A 21,570-nucleotide genomic window follows, 5' to 3' on the forward strand; every position below is an offset into this window, starting at 1 on the left:
AGGAGCTTCCCCTGGAACATATCTCTACTACCACGTTGATCATAATTTTGATCATCATGGTGGTCATTTCAGCCTATTTTTCCGGCTCCGAAACCGGAATGATGACACTCAACCGCTATCGCCTGCGACATATGGCGAAGCAGGGTAATCGCTCGGCTAAACGGGTCGAAAAATTACTGCGCAAACCTGACCGCCTGATAAGCCTGGTGTTAATCGGCAATAACCTGGTCAATATTCTCGCTTCCGCACTGGGCACCATTGTCGGAATGCGCTTGTACGGTGATGCAGGCGTGGCGATTGCGACCGGCGTGCTGACCTTCGTGGTGCTGGTTTTTGCCGAAGTATTGCCGAAAACCATTGCCGCGCTGTACCCGGAAAAAGTCGCCTATCCGAGTAGTTTTCTGCTGGCTCCGCTGCAAATTTTGATGATGCCACTGGTCTGGCTACTGAACGCCATCACCCGTATGCTGATGCGTATGATGGGTATCAAAACCGATATCGTAGTCAGCGGCTCTTTAAGCAAAGAGGAGTTGCGCACCATTGTGCACGAATCACGCTCACAAATTTCCCGCCGCAATCAGGATATGCTGCTATCGGTGCTCGATCTGGAAAAAATGACCGTTGATGACATCATGGTGCCGCGCAGTGAAATCATCGGCATCGATATCAACGACGACTGGAAATCGATTCTCCGTCAACTCTCCCACTCTCCTCACGGGCGCATCGTGCTGTACCGCGACTCTCTGGACGACGCCATTAGTATGCTGCGAGTACGTGAAGCCTGGCGGCTGATGTCGGAGAAAAAAGAGTTCACTAAAGAAACCATGCTGCGCGCTGCGGACGAAATTTATTTTGTTCCGGAAGGCACGCCGCTCAGTACACAATTAGTTAAATTTCAACGCAATAAAAAGAAAGTTGGTCTGGTCGTCAACGAATACGGAGATATTCAGGGGCTGGTCACAGTTGAAGATATTCTTGAAGAGATTGTCGGTGATTTCACCACGTCGATGTCACCAACGCTTGCCGAAGAGGTCACACCGCAAAACGACGGTTCGGTGATTATCGATGGCACCGCCAACGTGCGAGAAATTAACAAAGCCTTTAACTGGCATCTACCGGAAGATGATGCCCGCACGGTTAATGGCGTTATTCTGGAGGCGCTGGAAGAGATCCCTGTCGCAGGCACCCGCGTGCGTATTGGCGAGTACGATATCGATATCCTCGACGTTCAGGACAATATGATTAAGCAGGTAAAAGTTTTTCCTGTAAAACCGCTACGTGAAAGCGTGGCGGAGTAACGAAAACGGCCCGGCATTCATATGCAGGGCCGTAACTCATTACGAAGGCAGAAATTAAGCTTTCGCTTTCGCGACAGTAACCATCGCCGCACGAATCGTACGACCGTTCAGCGTATAACCCTTCTGCATGATGCCCAGTACGTTACCCGGCGCAACGTCATCAGATTCCACCATTGCGATGGCCTGATGCACGTTTGGATCCAGCGGTACGTTCGTTTCGGCAATGACATCAACGCCAAATTTACGTACTACATCCAGCATCGACTTCAGCGTCAGCTCAATACCTTCAACCATCGCAGACATATCCGGGTTAGCTTTATCAGCCACTTCCAGCGCACGATCCAGACTATCAATCACCGGCAGCAATTCGTTGATGAATTTCTCCAGCGCAAATTTATGCGCTTTTTCGATATCCAGTTCAGTACGACGACGCAGGTTTTCCATTTCCGCTTTTACGCGCAAAATACCGTCCCGTTCACGGGTCTGGGCTTCAGCCAGCTGAGCTTCGAGATTCGCAATTTTTTCATCGCGCGGATCCACCTGCTCAGCAGAAGCTTCTGGCTCAACTGCCTCAATCTCTTCGTGCTGATCCATGATAATTTCTTCCGGGGCTTGCCCCTCAGGCGTTTTCTGTTCTTTACTACTCATGAATTTCTCCGCGTTTTTTTCGCATTCATCTCGCTAACTTGGCTTATTATGGGGATCAGTTTCAGGGTTTCAAGGGAAGCACTCACATTGTCATCAATCTTCACAACAAGGACCTCGGAAAAATGAATAATCATTTCAAGTGTATTGGCATTGTGGGACACCCACGGCACCCTACTGCACTGACAACACATGAAATGCTCTACCGCTGGTTGTGCACAAAAGGTTACGAGGTCATCGTTGAGCAGCAAATCGCTCACGAACTGCAACTGAAGAATGTGAAAACTGGCACACTCGCGGAGATTGGACAACTGGCTGATCTCGCGGTAGTTGTTGGTGGCGACGGTAATATGCTGGGAGCGGCGCGCACGCTCGCCCGCTACGACATTAAAGTCATTGGCATCAACCGTGGCAACCTGGGTTTCCTGACTGACCTTGACCCCGATAACGCCCAACAACAGTTAGCCGATGTGCTGGAAGGCCACTACATCAGCGAAAAACGTTTTTTGCTGGAAGCACAAGTCTGCCAGCAAGATTGCCAGAAGCGCATCAGCACAGCGATTAACGAAGTAGTGCTTCACCCAGGTAAAGTAGCGCATATGATTGAGTTCGAAGTGTATATCGACGAGATCTTTGCGTTTTCTCAGCGCTCCGATGGACTGATTATTTCTACGCCTACAGGTTCTACCGCCTATTCCCTCTCGGCGGGCGGCCCGATTCTGACACCATCACTAGATGCAATTACCCTGGTGCCAATGTTCCCGCATACACTCTCGGCGCGCCCGCTGGTCATTAACAGCAGCAGCACAATTCGCCTGCGCTTTTCGCACCGCCGTAGCGATCTGGAAATTAGCTGCGACAGCCAGATAGCGCTACCGATTCAGGAAGGTGAAGATGTCCTGATTCGTCGTTGTGATTACCATCTGAATCTGATTCATCCAAAAGATTACAGCTATTTCAATACATTAAGCACTAAACTCGGCTGGTCAAAAAAATTATTTTAATTTTACACCAGCCTCTTTACTGTATATAAAACCAGTTTATACTGTACGCAATAACAGTAATGGTTTTTCATACAGGAAAACGACTATGTTGGCACAACTGACCATCAGCAACTTTGCTATTGTTCGTGAGCTTGAGATTGATTTTCACAGCGGTATGACCGTAATAACCGGTGAGACCGGCGCAGGCAAATCTATTGCAATAGATGCGCTCGGCCTTTGTCTCGGTGGTCGCGCTGAAGCCGACATGGTGCGTACCGGCGCTGCTCGCGCAGACCTGTGCGCTCGTTTTTCTCTTAAAGATACGCCAGCGGCTCTGCGCTGGCTGGAAGAAAACCAACTGGAAGATGGCCGCGAATGCCTGCTTCGTCGCGTGATCAGTAGCGATGGCCGCTCCCGTGGTTTCATCAACGGCACGGCCGTTCCTCTGTCACAACTGCGCGAACTGGGTCAGTTGCTCATCCAGATCCACGGTCAGCATGCTCATCAGTTACTTACCAAGGCCGAGCACCAAAAATTCCTGCTTGATGGCTACGCCAATGAAACTTCTCTGCTCCAGGAAATGACCGCTCGTTATCAGTTGTGGCATCAAAGCTGCCGCGACCTGGCGCATCATCAACAGTTAAGTCAGGAACGCGCCGCTCGCGCGGAACTGCTGCAATATCAGTTAAAAGAACTGAACGAATTTAATCCGCAGCCCGGTGAGTTTGAACAAATCGACGAAGAGTACAAGCGTCTGGCTAACAGCGGTCAATTGCTGACTACAAGCCAGAATGCACTGGCATTAATGGCCGACGGCGAAGATGCAAACCTGCAAAGTCAGCTTTATACAGCAAAACAATTGGTTAGCGAACTGATTGGTATGGACAGCAAACTGTCCGGTGTACTTGATATGCTGGAAGAGGCCACAATCCAGATAGCTGAAGCCAGTGACGAATTACGCCACTACTGCGATCGTCTGGATCTCGACCCTAACCGGTTGTTCGAACTTGAACAACGTATCTCAAAACAGATTTCACTGGCACGTAAACACCACGTCAGCCCGGAAGCATTGCCACAATATTATCAATCACTGCTGGAAGAACAACAGCAACTCGACGATCAGGCCGACTCGCAAGAAACTCTCGCGCTGGCCGTAACTAAACACCATCAGCAGGCGCTGGAAACGGCACGCGCGTTACACCAACAACGCCAGCACTATGCAGCAGAACTTGCGCACCTGATCACCGACAGTATGCACGCACTCTCCATGCCGCATGGGCAATTTACGATTGATGTGAAATTTGATGAGCATCACCTGAGCGCTGACGGAGCCGACCGCATTGAGTTTCGGGTTACCACCAACCCTGGTCAGCCAATGCAGCCTATCGCCAAAGTCGCATCCGGTGGTGAATTGTCGCGTATCGCTCTGGCGATTCAGGTTATTACAGCGCGTAAAATGGAAACGCCAGCGCTCATTTTCGATGAAGTGGATGTGGGGATCAGCGGCCCGACTGCAGCAGTCGTCGGCAAACTGCTACGTCAGCTTGGCGAATCAACCCAGGTAATGTGTGTTACCCACCTGCCACAAGTCGCAGGATGCGGTCATCAACACTATTTTGTCAGCAAAGAAACAGATGGCGCGATGACAGAAACACATATGCAATCACTGGATAAAAAGGCGCGGTTACAGGAGTTGGCGCGCTTACTTGGTGGTAGCGAAGTTACCCGCAACACCCTGGCGAACGCGAAAGAACTGCTTGCGGCGTAAACTTTTTTACTGCTTCACGGTCAGAGTAGACAGCAAAACGCCGTAAGACCCGACAGCAAAAGGTTTTAAAGTGACGAAAGGTCTATTATCATCGGCATATTACAGATGAGCCACGTACTGCTCGGGCCCGAAAAGGAATCAAATCACTATGCGCTGTAAAACGCTGACTGCTGCCGCAGCAGTACTATTGATGTTGACCGCAGGCTGTTCCACTCTGGAGCGAGTGGTTTACCGTCCTGACATCAACCAGGGGAACTATCTGACCGCTAACGACGTATCCAAAATACGCGTTGGCATGACGCAACAACAAGTTGCGTACGCATTGGGTACACCGCTGATGTCCGATCCATTTGGTACGAATACCTGGTTCTATGTCTTCCGCCAACAACCAGGTCATGAAGGTGTAACGCAGCAAACGCTGACGCTGACCTTTAACAGCAGCGGTGTGTTGACCAATATTGATAACAAACCCGCACTGAGTGGCAACGAATAAAATTTGCTGTTTATAGCGATCAAAAAGGTGCTCGCTGAGCACCTTTTTTCTGCCTGCTATTTATTCGCTGACTTCTCTGCCCGCTGCCTGCGAAGCTCTTTCGGATCGGCAATCAATGGTCGATAAATCTCTACACGATCGCCATCGCGCACGATATCACTCAGTTTTGCCGGACGACTGTAAATGCCGACTTTATTTTTAGTTAAATCGATATCTGTACGCAATTCCAGCAAACCGCTGGCGCGAATCGCCTCTTCAACCGTCGCTCCCTCCTGCAACATCACACGTTGCAGGTACTGCTTCTCTGGTAACGCGTAAGCTACCTCAACGGCAATTTTACCTGGCACTATAAACCTCTTTTGCTCGCACAGTGAAAGCCTGCACCATATTAGTCGCCAGCTCTTTAAACACGCGACCAAAGGCGAGTTCAATCAGCTTATTAGTAAACTCAAAATCGAGATGAAACTCGATACGGCACGCCTCCTGGCTCAGCGGCGTAAACTTCCAACCGCCGATCAACTTCTTGAACGGCCCATCAACCAGATTCATGAGGATACTTTGGTTACTGGTCAACTGATTCCGGGTAGTAAACGTTTTGCTGATCCCAGCCTTAGAGACATCTACCGCAGCGGTCATCTGCCCAGGAGTAGACTCCAGAATCCGACTTCCGGTACAACCCGGCAAAAACTGAGGATAAGACTGAACGTCATTCACTAACTGATACATTTGCTCCGCGCTGTAGGGTACGAGTGCGGTCCGGCTAATTTGAGGCATAACAAATTCCATCAACAAAAAACCAACAAATAATATCATTTATCCTGCTGTAAAAAAAACGCTATCCCGGCACTGGGTAACATCGGGTTCATGCTAAGATAGAGCCTTGTCCCCCGCAGGATTAATATGGGGTGTTTTCGATTTCAGATTACCGATGATTCACGACGCTTATGACGAAGAAAAAAGCACATAAACCTGGTTCAGCAACCATAGCGCTCAACAAGCGCGCCCGTCACGAATACTTTATTGAAGAAGAGTTTGAAGCGGGACTCGCCCTGCAAGGCTGGGAAGTTAAATCCCTGCGCGCAGGAAAAGCCAATATTAGCGACAGCTATGTTCTTCTGCGCGACGGAGAAGCGTTCCTGTTTGGCGCAAATATCACGCCGATGGCTGTGGCTTCCACGCATGTGGTGTGCGATCCTACTCGTACTCGCAAGCTACTTCTCAACCAGCGCGAACTGGACTCATTGTACGGTCGCGTAAATCGTGAAGGCTATACCGTAGTGGCGCTCTCCCTGTACTGGAAAAATGCCTGGTGCAAAGTAAAAATTGGTGTCGCGAAAGGTAAGAAACAACACGATAAACGTTCTGACATCAAAGAACGTGAATGGCAGGTGGATAAAGCACGTATCATGAAAAACGCTCACCGTTAAACCTACATAACATATACTGATCAGCCCCTCACCGCGCCTCCCCTCTCCGGTGGCGCGAATGAACATCTTGTTGATAATCATATTTAGCACAGATGTAGTCATCCCCATGCTTAATCGAATAAAAATCATGCTACGCAGGCGCTAAATCCTTGACGATGTCGCCATTGGGGCTGGTCATGGCGCTCACAAATCTGGTATACTCACCGTTACACATTGGGGCTGATTCTGGATTCGACGGGATTTGCGAAACCCAAGGTGCATGCCGAGGGGCGGTTGGCCTCGTAAAAAGCCGCAAAAAATAGTCGCAAACGACGAAAACTACGCTTTAGCAGCTTAATAACCTGCTTAGAGCCCTCTCTCCCTAGCCTCCGCTCTTAGGACGGGGATCAAGAGAGGTCAAACCCAAAAGAGATCGCGTGGAAGCCCTGCCTGGGGTTGAAGCGTTAAAACTTAATCAGGCTAGTTTGTTAGTGGCGTGTCTGTCCGCAGCTGGCAAGCGAATGTAAAGACTGACTAAGCATGTAGTACCGAGGATGTAGGAATTTCGGACGCGGGTTCAACTCCCGCCAGCTCCACCAATCATGATTAGACGGTGTAAGAACAACACCAACAAAAACAGGAAGTTAGCAGTCTCAGCAGGACACCGACCAGACGGTGAGGAGACAAAAAAGGATACGCAAAGGAGCCGCGGCTCTTTAGTGACATAGAAGTCCGCTTATGCGGGCTTTTTTATTTTTTCATCTGCTTAATTTGGCTGTGCTTCATCTATCCCCTCAACAAGCACCATTCTTTTCGTTCACAGCTTCCATATACCAACCAGCCACGAATGCCTTTCAGCCATAAAAAATGAATGTCTGTTATGAGCTCTGAGTTCAACGGGTCGATGCAACTCTATCCTTAATCAAGGGGGACGTTGCTCTTCTGAAATGCAAAAGGGTCTCTAAATGTGAATGGCACGATTATGCGGGATACTTACATAATGTATGGAGACTACGCATTATTCTCCCCCCAGCCAAACAGGTGAAGAACTAAAACTCACCTGTTTACAACAGGTTATTTCAAATTAACTCAATCGTGTATTAAATCGCAGGACACGTTTGTTTTGAAGTTTGAAATCACACCCAATACTCACCTCCTATAACCATCACTAACTTATTATTTTAAATAATTATTTCTCTAAAAAAGCATCTATAACTCACCTCACCATATGTTAATAAAAAATTGTTTTTGATCACAATAAGAAAACAATATGTCTCTTTTGTGCGCATTTTTCAGAAATGTAGATATTTTTAGATTATGGCTACGAAGTGAGCATCGCCATGTCACCCTACATCTCATAAGAGGATTGCTTCTGATGAATGCACTGACCGCCGTACAAACCAATACTGTCGATTCAGGCCAGGACTATAGCGGATTCACCCTCATACCGTCGGCGCAATCCCCGCGTCTGCTGGAACTCACCTTCACCGAACAGACGACCAAACAGTTTCTCGAACAGGTTGCCGAGTGGCCCGTGCAGGCGCTGGAGTACAAATCGTTTCTGCGTTTTCGGGTGGGCAAAATTCTCGACGATCTGTGTGCAAACCAACTACAGCCGCTGCTGTTGAAGACGTTGCTAAACCGCGCTGAAGGTGCGCTGTTGATCAATGCGGTAGGTGTCGATGATGTGAAGCAGGCGGATGAGATGGTGAAGCTGGCGACGGCGGTGGCGCATCTGATTGGTCGCTCAAATTTCGATGCGATGAGCGGTCAGTATTATGCGCGTTTTGTGGTGAAAAATGTCGATAACTCAGACAGCTATCTGCGCCAGCCGCACCGCGTGATGGAGTTGCATAACGACGGCACCTATGTCGAAGAGATCACTGATTACGTGCTGATGATGAAAATCGACGAACAAAACATGCAGGGCGGAAATTCGCTGCTGCTGCATCTCGATGACTGGGAACATCTGGACCACTTTTTCAGCCACCCGCTGGCGCGCCGTCCGATGCGTTTTGCCGCACCGCCAAGTAAAAACATCAGCAAAGATGTCTTCCATCCGGTGTTCGACGTCGATCAGCAGGGGCGCCCGGTGATGCGCTATATCGACCAGTTCGTCCAGCCGAAAGACTTCGAAGAAGGCGTATGGTTGAGCGAGCTTTCCGACGCCATTGAAACCAGCAAAGGCATTCTGTCTGTCCCCGTTCCCGTTGGCAAATTCCTGTTGATTAACAACCTGTTCTGGCTGCACGGTCGCGACCGCTTTACCGCGCATCCGGATCTGCGTCGCGAACTGATGCGCCAGCGTGGCTATTTCGCTTACGCCACTAACCACTACCAGACGCATCAGTAAGCGCAAAGGAATTGAGCGGATGTATGATTTTGTGATTATTGGCGGCGGCATCATCGGCATGTCGACCGCCATGCAACTGATTGATGTCTATCCGGACGCCCGCATTGCGTTGCTGGAAAAAGAGTCCGGCCCGGCCTGTCACCAGACGGGCCACAACAGCGGTGTGATCCATGCCGGGGTCTATTACACGCCCGGCAGCCTGAAGGCGAAATTTTGCCTGGCGGGAAACCGCGCCACCAAAGCCTTTTGCGATCAAAACGGCATTCACTACGACAACTGCGGCAAGATGCTGGTCGCCACGTCCGCTCTCGAAATGGAACGGATGCGCGCGTTGTGGAAACGCACGGCGGCGAACGGGATCGAGCGCGAATGGTTAAACGCCGACGAACTGCGCGAGCGCGAACCGAATATCACCGGGCTTGGCGGTATTTTTGTGCCGTCCAGCGGCATTGTCAGCTATCGCGAAGTGACGGCGGCGATGGCAAAAATCTTCCAGGCCAGAGGCGGTGAGATTATCTATAACGCCGAAGTCAGCGCGCTCAGTGAGCATAAAAACGGCGTGGTGATACGTACCCGTCAGGGCGACGAATATGAAGCATCGACGCTGATTAGCTGTTCCGGACTAATGGCTGACCGGCTGGTGAAAATGCTCGGCCTCGAACCGGGCTTTATCATCTGCCCGTTCCGTGGCGAGTATTTCCGCCTTGCGCCGGAGCATAACCAGATTGTTAACCATCTGATTTACCCCATCCCCGACCCGGCGATGCCATTTTTGGGCGTTCATCTCACCCGGATGATCGACGGTAGCGTGACCGTCGGGCCAAACGCGGTGCTGGCTTTCAAACGCGAAGGCTATCGCAAGCGCGACTTCTCATTTAGCGACACGCTGGAGATTTTGGGCTCTTCGGGGATTCGCCGGGTGCTACAAAACCACCTACGCTCAGGACTGGGCGAGATGAAAAACTCGCTGTGCAAAAGCGGCTATTTGCGGCTGGTGCAAAAGTATTGTCCCCGGCTTTCGTTAAGCGATCTCCAGCCCTGGCCCGCCGGTGTGCGGGCGCAGGCGGTATCGCCGGACGGCAAGCTGATTGACGATTTTCTGTTTGTCACCACCCCGCGCACGATCCACACCTGCAATGCGCCCTCCCCGGCAGCGACATCAGCAATTCCTATTGGTGCGCATATTGTCAGCAAGGTACAAACGCTGCTGGCAAGCCAGAGTAACCCCGGACGCACGCTGCGAGCGGCACGTAGTGTGGATGCCTTACACGCCGCATTTAATCAATAACCTTTGAAAACAGGATGTAGCGATGAAACTTAACGACAGTAACTTATTCCGCCAGCAGGCGTTGATTAACGGGGAATGGCTGGACGCCAACAATGGCGAGGTCATCGATGTCACCAATCCGGCGAACGGCGACAAGCTGGGTAGCGTGCCGAAAATGGGTGCTGATGAAACCCGTGCCGCTATCGACGCCGCCAACCGCGCCCTGCCCGCCTGGCGTGCGCTCACCGCCAAAGAACGCGCCACCATTCTGCGCAACTGGTTCAATTTGATGATGGAGCATCAGGACGATTTAGCGCGCCTGATGACCCTCGAACAGGGCAAACCGCTGGCTGAAGCGAAAGGCGAAATCAGCTACGCCGCCTCCTTTATTGAGTGGTTTGCCGAAGAAGGCAAACGTATTTATGGCGACACTATTCCCGGTCATCAGGCCGATAAGCGCCTGATTGTGATCAAGCAGCCGATTGGCGTTACTGCGGCCATCACGCCGTGGAACTTCCCGGCGGCGATGATTACCCGCAAAGCCGGTCCGGCACTGGCGGCAGGCTGCACGATGGTGCTGAAGCCCGCCAGTCAGACGCCGTTCTCTGCGCTAGCGCTGGCAGAGCTGGCGATCCGCGCGGGCATTCCGGCTGGCGTGTTTAACGTGGTCACCGGTTCGGCGGGCGCGGTCGGTAACGAACTGACCAGCAACCCGCTGGTGCGCAAGCTGTCGTTTACCGGCTCGACCGAAATTGGCCGCCAGTTAATGGAACAGTGCGCGAAAGATATCAAAAAAGTGTCGCTGGAGCTCGGCGGCAACGCGCCGTTTATCGTCTTTGACGATGCCGATCTCGACAAAGCCGTGGAAGGCGCGCTGGCCTCAAAATTCCGCAACGCCGGGCAAACCTGCGTCTGCGCCAACCGTTTATACGTGCAGGACGGCGTGTATGACCGCTTTGCCGAAAAATTGCAGCAGGCGGTGAGCAAACTGCAAATCGGTGATGGACTGGAAAAAGGCGTCACCATCGGACCGCTGATCGATGAAAAAGCGGTAGCAAAAGTGGAAGAGCATATTGCCGATGCGCTGGAGAAAGGCGCGCGCGTGGTTTGCGGCGGTAAAGCACACGAACGCGGCGGCAACTTCTTCCAGCCGACCATACTGGTGGACGTTCCGGCCAACGCCAAAGTGTCGAAAGAAGAGACGTTCGGCCCCCTCGCCCCGCTATTCCGCTTTAAAGACGAAGCCGATGTGATTGCGCAGGCCAATGACACCGAGTTTGGCCTTGCCGCCTACTTCTACGCTCGTGATTTAAGCCGCGTCTTCCGCGTGGGCGAGGCGCTGGAGTACGGCATCGTCGGCATCAATACCGGCATTATTTCCAATGAAGTGGCCCCGTTCGGCGGCATTAAAGCCTCGGGTCTGGGTCGTGAAGGTTCGAAGTATGGCATCGAAGATTACTTAGAAATCAAATACATGTGCATCGGTCTTTAACTGGAGAACGCGAATGAGCAGCAATAAAGAGTTAATGCAGCGCCGCAGTCAGGCGATCCCCCGTGGCGTCGGGCAAATTCACCCGATTTTCGCTGACCGGGCGGAAAACTGCCGGGTGTGGGACGTTGAAGGCCGTGAGTATCTTGATTTCGCGGGCGGGATTGCAGTGCTCAATACCGGGCACCTGCATCCAAAAGTGGTTGCGGCGGTGGAAGCGCAGTTGAAAAAACTGTCGCATACCTGCTTCCAGGTGCTGGCTTACGAGCCGTATCTGGAGTTGTGCGAGATTATGAATCAGAAGGTGCCGGGCGATTTCGCCAAAAAAACGCTGTTGGTCACCACGGGTTCGGAAGCGGTGGAAAACGCGGTAAAAATCGCCCGCGCCGCCACCAAACGCAGCGGCACCATCGCCTTTAGCGGTGCGTATCACGGGCGCACGCACTACACGCTGGCGCTGACCGGCAAGGTGAATCCGTACTCTGCGGGTATGGGGCTGATGCCGGGCCATGTTTATCGCGCGCTTTACCCTTGCCCACTGCATGGCATCAGTGAAGATGACGCTATCGCCAGTATCCACCGAATCTTCAAAAATGACGCTGCGCCGGAAGATATCGCCGCCATCGTGATTGAGCCGGTTCAGGGCGAAGGCGGTTTCTACGCCGCGACGCCAGCCTTTATGCAACGTTTACGCGCGCTGTGTGACGAGCACGGGATCATGCTGATTGCCGATGAAGTCCAGAGCGGCGCGGGACGTACCGGTACGCTGTTTGCGATGGAGCAAATGGGCGTTGCACCGGATCTCACCACCTTTGCGAAATCGATCGCGGGCGGCTTCCCGCTGGCGGGCGTCACCGGACGTGCCGAAGTGATGGACGCCGTCGCACCAGGTGGTCTGGGCGGCACTTATGCGGGTAACCCGATTGCCTGCGTGGCGGCGCTGGAAGTATTGAAGGTGTTCGAGCAGGAAAATCTGCTGCAAAAAGCCAACGATCTGGGGCAGAAACTGAAAGACGGGTTGTTGGCAATAGCCGAAAAACACCCTGAGATCAGCGATGTGCGCGGGCTGGGGGCGATGATTGCGATCGAGTTGTTTGAAAATGGCGATCACGACAAACCGGATGCGAAACTCACCGCCGAGATCGTAGCGCGCGCCCGCGATAAAGGTCTGATTCTTCTCTCCTGCGGCCCTTATTACAACGTACTGCGCATCCTTGTCCCCCTCACCATTGAAGATGCTCAGATCCGTCAGGGTCTGGAGATCATCAGCCAGTGTTTTGCTGAGGCGAAGCAGTAGCACCGCACCATGCCGGAGGCGACGCTTTGCGTCTTGCCCGGCCCACGGAAATGTAGGTCGGATAAGGCGTTTACGCCGCATCCGACACTCGGCGCACCATGCCGGAGGCGACGCTTCGCGTCTTGTCCGGCCTACGGGAATCCAGGTCGGATAAGGCGTTTACGCCGCATCCGACAATCTGTACGTAAACAGGAATAAATCTATGTCGGCCGGATAAGGCGGAGCCGCTCTCCGGCAAAAAGAGTTAATAACAATTAAACGCGTGACCCGACGCGGGAAATGTCGGGGCGCTCTCCCAAGTGACACACTTTCGAGAGGATTCAGGATGGGGCAATCATCGCAACCACATGAGTTAGGCGGCGGGCTGAAATCACGCCACGTCACCATGTTGTCTATTGCCGGTGTTATCGGCGCAAGTCTGTTTGTCGGTTCCAGCGTCGCTATAGCCGAAGCGGGTCCGGCGGTATTGCTGGCCTATCTGTTCGCCGGATTACTGGTGGTTATGATTATGCGAATGCTGGCGGAAATGGCGGTTGCTACGCCCGACACCGGCTCCTTTTCCACCTATGCCGATAAAGCCATTGGCCGCTGGGCGGGCTATACCATCGGCTGGCTGTACTGGTGGTTTTGGGTACTGGTTATCCCGCTGGAAGCCAACATTGCCGCCATGATCCTGCATTCATGGGTTCCCGGTATTCCCATCTGGTTATTTTCCCTCGTTATTACCCTCGCCTTAACCGGAAGTAATTTATTAAGCGTCAAAAACTACGGCGAATTTGAGTTCTGGTTAGCGATATGCAAAGTGATTGCTATCCTGGCGTTTATTTTCCTCGGTGCAGTGGCGATTAGCGGTTTTTATCCTTATGCCGAAGTGAGTGGTATCTCAAGATTATGGGATAGCGGCGGCTTTATGCCGAATGGTTTTGGTGCGGTATTAAGCGCGATGCTTATCACCATGTTCTCGTTTATGGGCGCGGAAATTGTCACCATCGCGGCAGCAGAATCCGACACGCCGGATAAACATATTGTTCGCGCCACCAACTCGGTTATCTGGCGTATCTCTATTTTCTATTTGTGTTCTATTTTTGTCGTCGTGGCTCTCATCCCGTGGAATATGCCAGGACTGAAAACCGTGGGTTCCTACCGTTCCGTGCTGGAGCTGCTGAATATTCCGCACGCAAAATTCATTATGGATTGCGTTATTTTGCTATCAGTGACCAGTTGCCTGAACTCAGCGCTGTATACCGCCTCGCGAATGCTTTACTCACTGAGCCGTCGCGGTGATGCACCTGCAGTAATGGGCAAAATCAACCGCAGTAAAACACCTTACGTGGCTGTATTACTCTCGACCGGTGCGGCGTTTTTAACGGTGGTGGTGAACTATTACGCGCCTGCGAAAGTGTTTAAATTCCTGATCGACAGCTCCGGCGCCATCGCCCTGCTGGTTTATTTAGTCATCGCCGTTTCACAATTGCGGATGCGTAAAATTCTGCTGGCAGAAGGCGGCGAAATTCGCCTGCGCATGTGGCTTTATCCGTGGCTTACCTGGCTGGTGATTAGCTTTATTACCTTTGTATTGGTGGTGATGTTATTCCGTCCGGCACAGCAACTCGAGGTCATTTCCACCGGCTTATTAGCAATAGGGATTATCTGTACCGTGCCAATTATGGCGCGCTGGAAAAAGCTAATAATGTGGCAAAAATTACCCGCGCATAATACGCATTAACGTTGAGCTGGAGTCACACCATGACCATTACGTCTCTGGATGGCTATCGCTGGCTGAAGAACGATATTATTCGCGGTCATTTTCAGCCGGATGAAAAACTGCGAATGAGTTTGCTGACGTCGCGCTATTCACTCGGCGTCGGGCCGTTGCGGGAAGCCCTTTCGCAACTGGTAGCGGAACGACTGGTTACGGTGGTGAATCAAAAAGGATATCGGGTGGCGTCTATGTCAGAGCAGGAACTGCTCGATATTTTCGATGCCCGCGCCAATATGGAAGCGATGCTGGTGAGTCTGGCGATTGCCCGTGGCAGTGATGAATGGGAAGCTGACATTCTCGCGAAAGCACATTTGCTTGGTAAACTGGAAGCCTCTGACGCCAGCGAGCAAATGCTTGATGAGTGGGACCAGCGCCATCAGGCATTTCATACTGCGATTGTGGCTGGCTGCGGTTCCCATTATTTACTACAAATGCGCGAGCGTTTGTTTGATCTGGCGGCACGCTACAGATTCATCTGGCTGCGGCAAACAGTGCTTTCAGTAGAAATGCTGGAAGATAAACGCGATCAGCATCAAATTTTAACCGACGCTGTGCTGGCGCGAGATACTGCGCGCGCCAGTGAGTTAATGCGTCAACATTTGCTGACGCCGATTCCGATTATCCAGCAGGCGATGGCGGGATAACGATCACTCTTCAGGAATACGCAAAACCTGCCCTGGATAAATTTTATCCGGGCTTTTTAGCATCGGTTTATTCGCTTCGAAGATTTTATTGTAGAGATTGGCGTTGCCGTAAACCTGTTTGGAAATGGCACTCAGGGTGTCGCCAGACTTAACGGTATAAAACTGGCTGGCAGTTGCTGACGTCGCCGTTTTTACCTGATCGTCCACGCTGGCAATACCGGAAATATTCCCCACTGCAACAAGGATTTTTTCCTTCGCTTCCTGACTTAAGCCGTCACCTGTGACTGTCGCTTTACCATCGACAATCTGAATATTCACTTTATCGGCATCGGGAATACCGGTTTTGTTCAGATGCTCTTGCACCTTCTTCGCCTGATCGTCTTTATCATGCTGACCGGTGACGGTATCCCAGAGCTTTTCTCCTGCCTCTTTCACAAAATTGAACAGACCCATAGCTACCTCATTCGTTAATGGAAACACTCAGAAAGTGTAGCAGAGGAACGCGGCGCGTTTACGCCGCGTGGGTGAGCAGAGGATTAATCGCGGGTTTGCACCCAAAAAGCGTGAATTAAACCAGGAATATAACCAAGCAACGTCAGCAGGATATTAATGATGAACGCCCAACCAAATCCTTTACCTAACAGCACGCCGAGCGGTGGCAAAATGATGGTGATGACGATTCTCCAGAAACCCATATTTACTCCCTATAAGAAAATTAATCATTGTTTAAAAAGAGATTTCACCTCTTAAGCGTAGTGATTTTAGCGGAGCCTGGCCGTTTCAGCCTACGCTTTTACCCTCATTTACGCTGCTTACGCTGGTATACGTTGCATTTTTAGTTTAGAGTTTACTTAATTTAGCAAATACTTAAATAACTATGACTGAACTAGCCCAACTACAGGCCAGTGCCGAACAGGCCGCGGCCTTGCTGAAAGCGATGAGTCACCCCAAACGGCTGCTGATTCTATGCATGCTTTGTGGTTCACCCTGCACCAGCGCCGGTGAACTGGCTCGCATTACCGGACTTAGCGCCTCTGCAACGTCACAGCATCTCGCTCGTATGCGTGACGAAGGGCTTATCGACAGCCAACGGGATGCGCAGCGCGTTCTTTATTCGATAAAAAATGAGGCGGTAAATGCCATTATCGCCACCCTGAAAAATGTCTATTGTCCGTAAGGAGTGACCATGGCTTTGACAACAATTTCGCCGCATGACGCACAAGAATTAATCGCGCACGGTGCAAAGTTAATCGATATTCGCGATGCCGACGAATATCTTCGTGAACATATTCCAGAAGCCTCTCTGGCACCGATATCTGTGCTGGAACAGTCTGGTCTCCCGGCAAAATTACGTAGCGAGCAAATTATATTCCACTGTCAGGCGGGAAAACGAACCAGTAATAATGCGCAAAAATTAGAAGCGATTGCCTCCCCCGCAGATATTTTTTTACTGGAAGGCGGAATTGATGGCTGGAAAAAAGCAGGATTTCCAGTAGCTGAAAATAAATCCCAGCCTTTGCCATTAATGCGTCAGGTGCAGATCGCTGCTGGTGGTTTAATATTAATCGGCGTCGTACTGGGTTATGCCGTTAATAGCAGCTTCTTCTTATTAAGTGGATTTGTCGGTGTTGGATTAATGTTTGCAGGAATCAGCGGTTTTTGTGGGATGGCAAGGCTGTTAGATAAGATGCCGTGGAATCAGCGAGCTTGAGTAACGACGCCGGACGCGCCATCGTGGCGACATCCGGCAACAGTGATTAGATCAGGAAATCGTCGAGAGATTTACCTTCTGCCAGAGCCTGAGCGATCGGCTTCGGTGTACGACCCTGACCGGTCCAGGTTTTGGTTTCACCATTAAAATCGGTGAATTGGTATTTCGCCGGACGCGGCTGGCGTTTTTTACCTGCACGCGGTGCAGCAGTATTATTACCAAATAACTCTTCCGGATTAATTCCGTCAGCCTTCATCAGCTCCAGCCAGGTGCTAATTTTCTCCTGGCGCTCAGCCAGTTCACGCTGCTGCTGTTCTTCTTCTTCACGTCTTTCTTTAGTGACAACCCTGAATTTTTCGAGCATTTCTTCAAGAACGTCAATGGAGAATTCGCGAGCCATCGCACGAAGGGTGCGGATGTTATTTAAACTTTGTAACATTACAGACATAATAAAGAAAACCTTTTAACGCCAAAACAAAAAAGTATTTCGCCGCGTAGTGTAAGCGATCGTTTATTATATTTCCACAAAATTTAATCTATTTACAATCGCCAGTGATATTATTTCAAGCGTTATTTCCAGATAGATTAATAATTATTTCAGATTATATATTAGCCATTTAGCTTAGTCATTCCAGCCATTAGCAAATAGTCAGGTGCTCTCTGTCTCATCGACACTGATGGCAAATCAACAACCTCCGAATAAATATACAGAAAAAACGAATAAAACAACAATTCAACACCTAAAATTTTATGCTGGCATTAGTCGCTTTAAGTCGCTAAAAATTCCAGATAGAGTAAAAGCGCTACTTACGCCGGATTGCCTACACTTTGCAGCATTACCTCCCTTAGCCTTCCCCGCCAAACATGTCAAAATACCAACATAACAATATGATTTTAAATCATATTATTAGAATAAGCATTTAAAAATCCATAATGTACAAAAAACACGCCATCGCGGAATATTTTATCTACGAAAACAAAATAAATAAAAATTTTTCACTAATTGATTACTTGCATCCAGCGATATACGCTATGCAAAGATGAAACAGGCAGCTCAGAGCACTGCATTCATTTTCATTCATATCCGATTTCGCTTTTATTAAGGAGCATTGGCATGTTCTCACCGCAGTCACGCTTGCGTCATGCAGTTGCAGACACGTTCGCGATGGTTGTTTACTGTTCTGTCGTGAACATGTGTATTGAAGTTTTCCTCTCCGGAATGAGCTTCGAGCAGTCTCTTTACTCCAGGTTAGTGGCAATTCCGGTGAACATCTTAATTGCATGGCCATACGGCATGTACCGGGATCTGTTTATGCGCGCGGCACGCAAAGTTAGCCAGTCTGGATGGATAAAAAATCTGGCAGATATTCTGGCTTATGTGACGTTTCAGTCACCGGTGTATATGGCGATCTTGCTGGTAGTGGGCGCCGACTGGCACCAGATTATGGCTGCGGTCAGTTCAAACATCGTTGTTTCGATGTTGATGGGGGCGGTCTATGGCTACTTCCTCGATTACTGCCGCCGGCTATTTAAAGTCAGCCGTTACCAGCAGGTAAAAGCCTGACTCTTCTTTTCGCGACTGGCAATGCCAGTCGCGTCTTTAATTGGTTTCGCCAAACAAGCCATGCAAATAACGTTCAAGCGCAACACGCGAACTAAAACCATGCGGAATACCGTAATGCTCGTGTCGCTCGCCCGCAAAGTAGAGCGGAAATTGCTGGTAATGATCGCAGGTTTTAATATCAGAAGCGGGTTCTGCCAGCGTCGAACTACGCTCTTTTAATGTTGGATGAATTACCAGTGCGGTACGTCCCATTCGTGCTTCGCGATTAACATAAACATAATGTTCCCCACGGCGGTAACCGTATGCTTTCTGGGTTACCACATCGACGGTAAAACCGACTTTCTCAAGTACGCGAGCTACCTCGTCTGGTCGTAAATACATATTTTATCCTCGTGATTATCTACCGCGGGCCTACCTTACCTGATTGAGCATTCACAACGCTTTCAGAAAAGTCCATAAAGCCGCGATGAGTCTCAGCAAAGAAAATTATGGTCTACACTGAAAATTACATCGAATTCAAAGGGGGATCATATGTTTAACCGACCTAACCGCAACGACGTCGATGATGGCGTGCAGGATATTCAGAATGATGTCAATCAATTAGCTGATAGCCTCGAATCTGTATTGAAGTCCTGGGGTAGCGACGCCAAAGGGGAAGCCGAAGCTGCACGCAGTAAAGCACAGGCGCTACTGAAAGAAACCAGAGCGCGGATGCATGGTCGTACTCGCGTCCAACAAGCCGCACGTGATGCCGTGGGTTGCGCTGATTCTTTTGTTCGTGAAAGACCCTGGTGTAGCGTGGGTACAGCGGCGGCGGTAGGGATTTTTATCGGTGCACTGTTAGGTATGCGCAAATCGTAGTGGAACAATGATAATAAATACACGTCCCTGGCCCCGAAGCCTGACTTCGGGGTTTTTAACTTAAGGCATCGCGTAATTGTTGTGCCACCTGCTGCGCCATGCTTTCGCTAACGATATTGGTAAACGAGAGCAGCAATCCTCCTTTCCCGGTTGACCGAATACGCCAGGTACTTAATGCCTGCACCGCAAGGCCAGCGGCATTAGCTTTACGCGCGTAGGCAATATCATCGCCCATCATGCTGATAACCATCTGGATTCCCCCTTTTTGCGGTACAACCTGAAATCCCTGTTGCGTAAGCGCCTGCTCAATCCACTGCCGACGCTGAGCATAGTGCTGACGCATTTTCTTCAGATGCCTCCAGAAATGCCCATCACGAATGAAATCTGCCAGAGTGTTCTGCCATAGAACAGGCACAGCACATGGCTCCAGCGATGCCTGTTGGCGGAATTGCGCAATCTGCTCCACCGGCACCACCAGCCACGCACAGCGCAGTGCCGGGAAAAGCGATTTGCTAAATGTTCCGGCATAAATCACCCGCTGCGGCGCATCGAGACTTTTCAGCGCCGGTAACGGCTTACCGTGATAGCGGAACTCACTGTCGTAATCATCTTCAATAACCCATGCCTGACTACGCTCTGCCCATTCCAGCACCTGGTGCCTGCGCGCCAAAGAGAGCGCAACACCCAGCGGGCTTTGATGTGCCGGAGTGATCAGAGCAAAACGCGCATCAGGATAATTTTGTATTCCGCTTGTGACATGCAGTCCGTTGTCGTCAACAGGCACAGGAAAAACGTTCACACCGTGGCGAGTGACAATCGGACGAATCAGTGGAAAACCGGGATCTTCCATCCACATCCCGTCTCCCGGTTCCGCCAGTGCACGCAAAATTAAGCTCATCGATGCCGCATAACCGTGTGTGATAAATACCTGCTCAGGCTGGCTCTCAATTCCGCGCGAGACACGTAGATAATCAACAATTGCCTCGCGCAACGCCGCCTCGCCGCAGACATCGCCTAACGCCAAATTAAAACGCGTCTGGGTTCGCAGGCGACGGCCCATCACCCGCGCCCACAGCTCACGCGGAAAGAGATCGAGTGCGGGTAATCCCATTTGAAACGGCAACGGCTGCTCGCTTTCACCGGCAAAGACGACGACATCAGAAGATGATTTTTGTGGATGTATCTGTTCGCTGACAAAGGTGCCTGCCTGCCCCCGCCTGACCAGCCAGCCCTGTGCCACCAGCTCAGCATAAGCATTTTCGACTGTGGAGCGAGACACGCCCAGTTCCTGCGACCAGGTTCGGCTGGAAGGTAGCCTTGCGCCAGGTTTCAGTTCCCCTTGCTCAATAGCCGTTTTTAACTGACGGGCGATTTCCTGATAACGCGGCATATGGTCTGCTTTTTTACGTAATTTATGGCTCTCTTTGACAGTCCATTATAGTGCTACATTGCAGGCGTTAATAAGAGGAGAAACTGTATGACTACATTACGTCAACCCTACTACGAACTTAGCCCGGCAGTGTATAACGCACTGGTGCAGGCCAAAACGGCGCTGGAAAATAGTACGCTGGATACCACTCTGATGGAGTTAGTTTATTTACGCGTCTCACAAATCAACGGCTGCGCATTTTGTCTGGAGATGCACAGTAAAGCATTACGCAAATCCGGTGTGCCGCAGAACAAACTGGACGCCCTGGCAGGCTGGCGCGTAAGCCATCATTTTGACGATCGCGAGCGGGCGGCGCTGGCATGGGCGGAATCGGTGACCGATATTGCCCGAACCCATGCAGAAGATGACGTTTATCAGCCTCTGCTTAAGTACTTCAGCGCAGCAGAGATCAGCGACTTAACGTTTGCCATCGGGCTGATGAATTGTTTTAACCGCCTGGCGGTTTCCATGCGGATGTAATTTGCTGTTGCCGGGGGCTCGCCCGGCAACAAAACACAAAATCCCCTACCCCGTTGAGCCACTCAACGGCGGTATCAATAATCTAAAATTCCCATATCTTGTATGGTTGAATCTTTTTTC

24 protein-coding genes and 1 other RNA gene are annotated in these 21,570 nt (G+C 50.8%); 17 read left to right on the forward strand and 8 right to left on the reverse strand.

What is annotated here, in order from left to right; translation table 11 throughout:
• The first annotated feature begins 11 nt into the window (after positions 1-11).
• Positions 12-1,298 carry an HlyC/CorC family transporter gene (locus A1WG_RS18045; protein WP_010723175.1) on the forward strand — a complete coding sequence of 429 codons (1,287 nt, stop codon included), beginning with the start codon at positions 12-14 and terminating at the stop codon, positions 1,296-1,298.
• Positions 1,299-1,352: 54 nt separating this feature from the next.
• Here the strand turns inward: A1WG_RS18045 and grpE are convergent, their stop codons facing one another.
• Complete coding sequence (gene grpE, locus A1WG_RS18040) at positions 1,353-1,946, reverse strand: nucleotide exchange factor GrpE (protein WP_001366580.1); 594 nt, start codon at positions 1,944-1,946, stop codon at positions 1,353-1,355.
• Positions 1,947-2,068: 122 nt separating this feature from the next.
• Here grpE and nadK point away from each other — a divergent pair, with 122 nt between their 5' ends.
• The 3 genes from nadK to bamE all read left to right on the forward strand — a co-directional run bounded on the left by nadK (position 2,069) and on the right by bamE (position 5,187).
• The gene (gene nadK, locus A1WG_RS18035; RefSeq protein WP_001059172.1) at positions 2,069-2,947 is read left to right on the forward strand and encodes an NAD(+) kinase; all 879 of its coding nucleotides are present in this window, start codon (positions 2,069-2,071) and stop codon (positions 2,945-2,947) included.
• Positions 2,948-3,032: 85 nt separating this feature from the next.
• Positions 3,033-4,694 (forward strand): DNA repair protein RecN, encoded by a 1,662-nt coding sequence (recN, locus tag A1WG_RS18030; RefSeq protein ID WP_001516912.1) that lies wholly within the window; start codon positions 3,033-3,035, stop codon positions 4,692-4,694.
• 148 nt (positions 4,695-4,842) lie between these two features.
• Entirely contained in the window at positions 4,843-5,187 is a 345-nt protein-coding gene (gene bamE, locus A1WG_RS18025) for an outer membrane protein assembly factor BamE (RefSeq protein ID WP_001203438.1), read from the forward strand.
• A 56-nt stretch (positions 5,188-5,243) separates the two neighbouring features.
• Here the strand turns inward: bamE and A1WG_RS18020 are convergent, their stop codons facing one another.
• Both A1WG_RS18020 and ratA read right to left on the reverse strand, forming a co-directional pair.
• Positions 5,244-5,534, reverse strand: coding sequence for an RnfH family protein (locus A1WG_RS18020; protein WP_001117829.1), 291 nt, complete (start codon positions 5,532-5,534; stop codon positions 5,244-5,246).
• The gene (ratA, locus tag A1WG_RS18015; protein WP_010376629.1) at positions 5,524-5,961 is read right to left on the reverse strand and encodes a type II toxin-antitoxin system toxin RatA; all 438 of its coding nucleotides are present in this window, start codon (positions 5,959-5,961) and stop codon (positions 5,524-5,526) included. Before ratA ends, A1WG_RS18020 begins: the two co-directional genes overlap by 11 nt.
• 170 nt (positions 5,962-6,131) lie before the next feature.
• On the opposite strand from ratA, the gene smpB reads away from it, so the two are divergent.
• The 8 genes from smpB (at position 6,132) to csiR (ending at position 15,405) form a co-directional block, all read left to right on the forward strand.
• Positions 6,132-6,614, forward strand: a complete 483-nt coding sequence (gene smpB / locus A1WG_RS18010) for an SsrA-binding protein SmpB (RefSeq protein WP_000162574.1) — start codon at positions 6,132-6,134, stop codon at positions 6,612-6,614.
• A 215-nt stretch (positions 6,615-6,829) separates the two neighbouring features.
• Positions 6,830-7,192: a transfer-messenger RNA gene (ssrA, locus tag A1WG_RS22850) on the forward strand.
• A 776-nt stretch (positions 7,193-7,968) separates the two neighbouring features.
• Complete coding sequence (gene glaH, locus A1WG_RS18005; RefSeq protein WP_001516913.1) at positions 7,969-8,946, forward strand: glutarate dioxygenase GlaH; 978 nt, start codon at positions 7,969-7,971, stop codon at positions 8,944-8,946.
• 19 nt (positions 8,947-8,965) lie between these two features.
• Positions 8,966-10,234, forward strand: a complete 1,269-nt coding sequence (gene lhgO / locus A1WG_RS18000; RefSeq protein ID WP_001516914.1) for an L-2-hydroxyglutarate oxidase — start codon at positions 8,966-8,968, stop codon at positions 10,232-10,234.
• Between the two features lie 22 nt (positions 10,235-10,256).
• Positions 10,257-11,705 (forward strand): NADP-dependent succinate-semialdehyde dehydrogenase, encoded by a 1,449-nt coding sequence (gene gabD, locus A1WG_RS17995; protein WP_001516915.1) that lies wholly within the window; start codon positions 10,257-10,259, stop codon positions 11,703-11,705.
• 13 nt (positions 11,706-11,718) lie between these two features.
• Complete coding sequence (gabT, locus tag A1WG_RS17990) at positions 11,719-12,999, forward strand: 4-aminobutyrate--2-oxoglutarate transaminase (RefSeq protein WP_001516916.1); 1,281 nt, start codon at positions 11,719-11,721, stop codon at positions 12,997-12,999.
• Between the two features lie 325 nt (positions 13,000-13,324).
• Positions 13,325-14,725 (forward strand): GABA permease, encoded by a 1,401-nt coding sequence (gene gabP / locus A1WG_RS17985; protein WP_000531675.1) that lies wholly within the window; start codon positions 13,325-13,327, stop codon positions 14,723-14,725.
• Between the two features lie 20 nt (positions 14,726-14,745).
• On the forward strand, positions 14,746-15,405 hold the full coding sequence (gene csiR, locus A1WG_RS17980) for a DNA-binding transcriptional regulator CsiR (RefSeq protein ID WP_001516917.1): 660 nt from the start codon (positions 14,746-14,748) through the stop codon (positions 15,403-15,405).
• A 3-nt stretch (positions 15,406-15,408) separates the two neighbouring features.
• Here the strand turns inward: csiR and kbp are convergent, their stop codons facing one another.
• The gene (gene kbp / locus A1WG_RS17975) at positions 15,409-15,858 is read right to left on the reverse strand and encodes a potassium binding protein Kbp (protein ID WP_001516918.1); all 450 of its coding nucleotides are present in this window, start codon (positions 15,856-15,858) and stop codon (positions 15,409-15,411) included.
• Positions 15,859-15,941: 83 nt separating this feature from the next.
• The gene (locus tag A1WG_RS17970; RefSeq protein ID WP_000508177.1) at positions 15,942-16,100 is read right to left on the reverse strand and encodes a YqaE/Pmp3 family membrane protein; all 159 of its coding nucleotides are present in this window, start codon (positions 16,098-16,100) and stop codon (positions 15,942-15,944) included.
• A 182-nt stretch (positions 16,101-16,282) separates the two neighbouring features.
• On the opposite strand from A1WG_RS17970, the gene A1WG_RS17965 reads away from it, so the two are divergent.
• Together A1WG_RS17965 and A1WG_RS17960 are read left to right on the forward strand one after the other, a co-directional pair.
• Positions 16,283-16,582: an ArsR/SmtB family transcription factor gene (locus tag A1WG_RS17965; protein ID WP_001516919.1), complete on the forward strand. Its 300-nt coding sequence runs from the start codon at positions 16,283-16,285 to the stop codon at positions 16,580-16,582.
• A 9-nt stretch (positions 16,583-16,591) separates the two neighbouring features.
• The gene (locus tag A1WG_RS17960) at positions 16,592-17,116 is read left to right on the forward strand and encodes a rhodanese family protein (RefSeq protein WP_001229434.1); all 525 of its coding nucleotides are present in this window, start codon (positions 16,592-16,594) and stop codon (positions 17,114-17,116) included.
• Positions 17,117-17,162: 46 nt separating this feature from the next.
• On the opposite strand, the gene stpA is transcribed toward A1WG_RS17960, so the two are convergent.
• Positions 17,163-17,564, reverse strand: coding sequence for a DNA-binding protein StpA (gene stpA / locus A1WG_RS17955; protein WP_000115376.1), 402 nt, complete (start codon positions 17,562-17,564; stop codon positions 17,163-17,165).
• A 666-nt stretch (positions 17,565-18,230) separates the two neighbouring features.
• On the opposite strand from stpA, the gene alaE reads away from it, so the two are divergent.
• Complete coding sequence (alaE, locus tag A1WG_RS17950; RefSeq protein ID WP_000492662.1) at positions 18,231-18,680, forward strand: L-alanine exporter AlaE; 450 nt, start codon at positions 18,231-18,233, stop codon at positions 18,678-18,680.
• Between the two features lie 36 nt (positions 18,681-18,716).
• Here alaE and A1WG_RS17945 read toward each other — a convergent pair whose 3' ends face one another.
• Complete coding sequence (locus tag A1WG_RS17945; RefSeq protein ID WP_000281311.1) at positions 18,717-19,061, reverse strand: DUF2002 family protein; 345 nt, start codon at positions 19,059-19,061, stop codon at positions 18,717-18,719.
• A 150-nt stretch (positions 19,062-19,211) separates the two neighbouring features.
• Between A1WG_RS17945 and A1WG_RS17940 the strand changes: the two genes are divergently transcribed.
• The gene (locus A1WG_RS17940) at positions 19,212-19,541 is read left to right on the forward strand and encodes an ElaB/YgaM/YqjD family protein (protein ID WP_000483312.1); all 330 of its coding nucleotides are present in this window, start codon (positions 19,212-19,214) and stop codon (positions 19,539-19,541) included.
• Positions 19,542-19,596: 55 nt separating this feature from the next.
• On the opposite strand, the gene A1WG_RS17935 is transcribed toward A1WG_RS17940, so the two are convergent.
• Entirely contained in the window at positions 19,597-20,931 is a 1,335-nt protein-coding gene (locus A1WG_RS17935; protein WP_001516920.1) for a MocR-like pyridoxine biosynthesis transcription factor PdxR, read from the reverse strand.
• An 87-nt stretch (positions 20,932-21,018) separates the two neighbouring features.
• Here A1WG_RS17935 and A1WG_RS17930 point away from each other — a divergent pair, with 87 nt between their 5' ends.
• A complete protein-coding gene (locus A1WG_RS17930; RefSeq protein WP_000209798.1) occupies positions 21,019-21,450 on the forward strand; it encodes a carboxymuconolactone decarboxylase family protein in 432 nt (143 codons plus the stop codon).
• Positions 21,451-21,570 lie beyond the last annotated feature (120 nt).

This window comes from Escherichia sp. KTE96 (assembly GCF_000408525.1).
GTDB lineage: Bacteria > Pseudomonadota > Gammaproteobacteria > Enterobacterales > Enterobacteriaceae > Escherichia > Escherichia marmotae.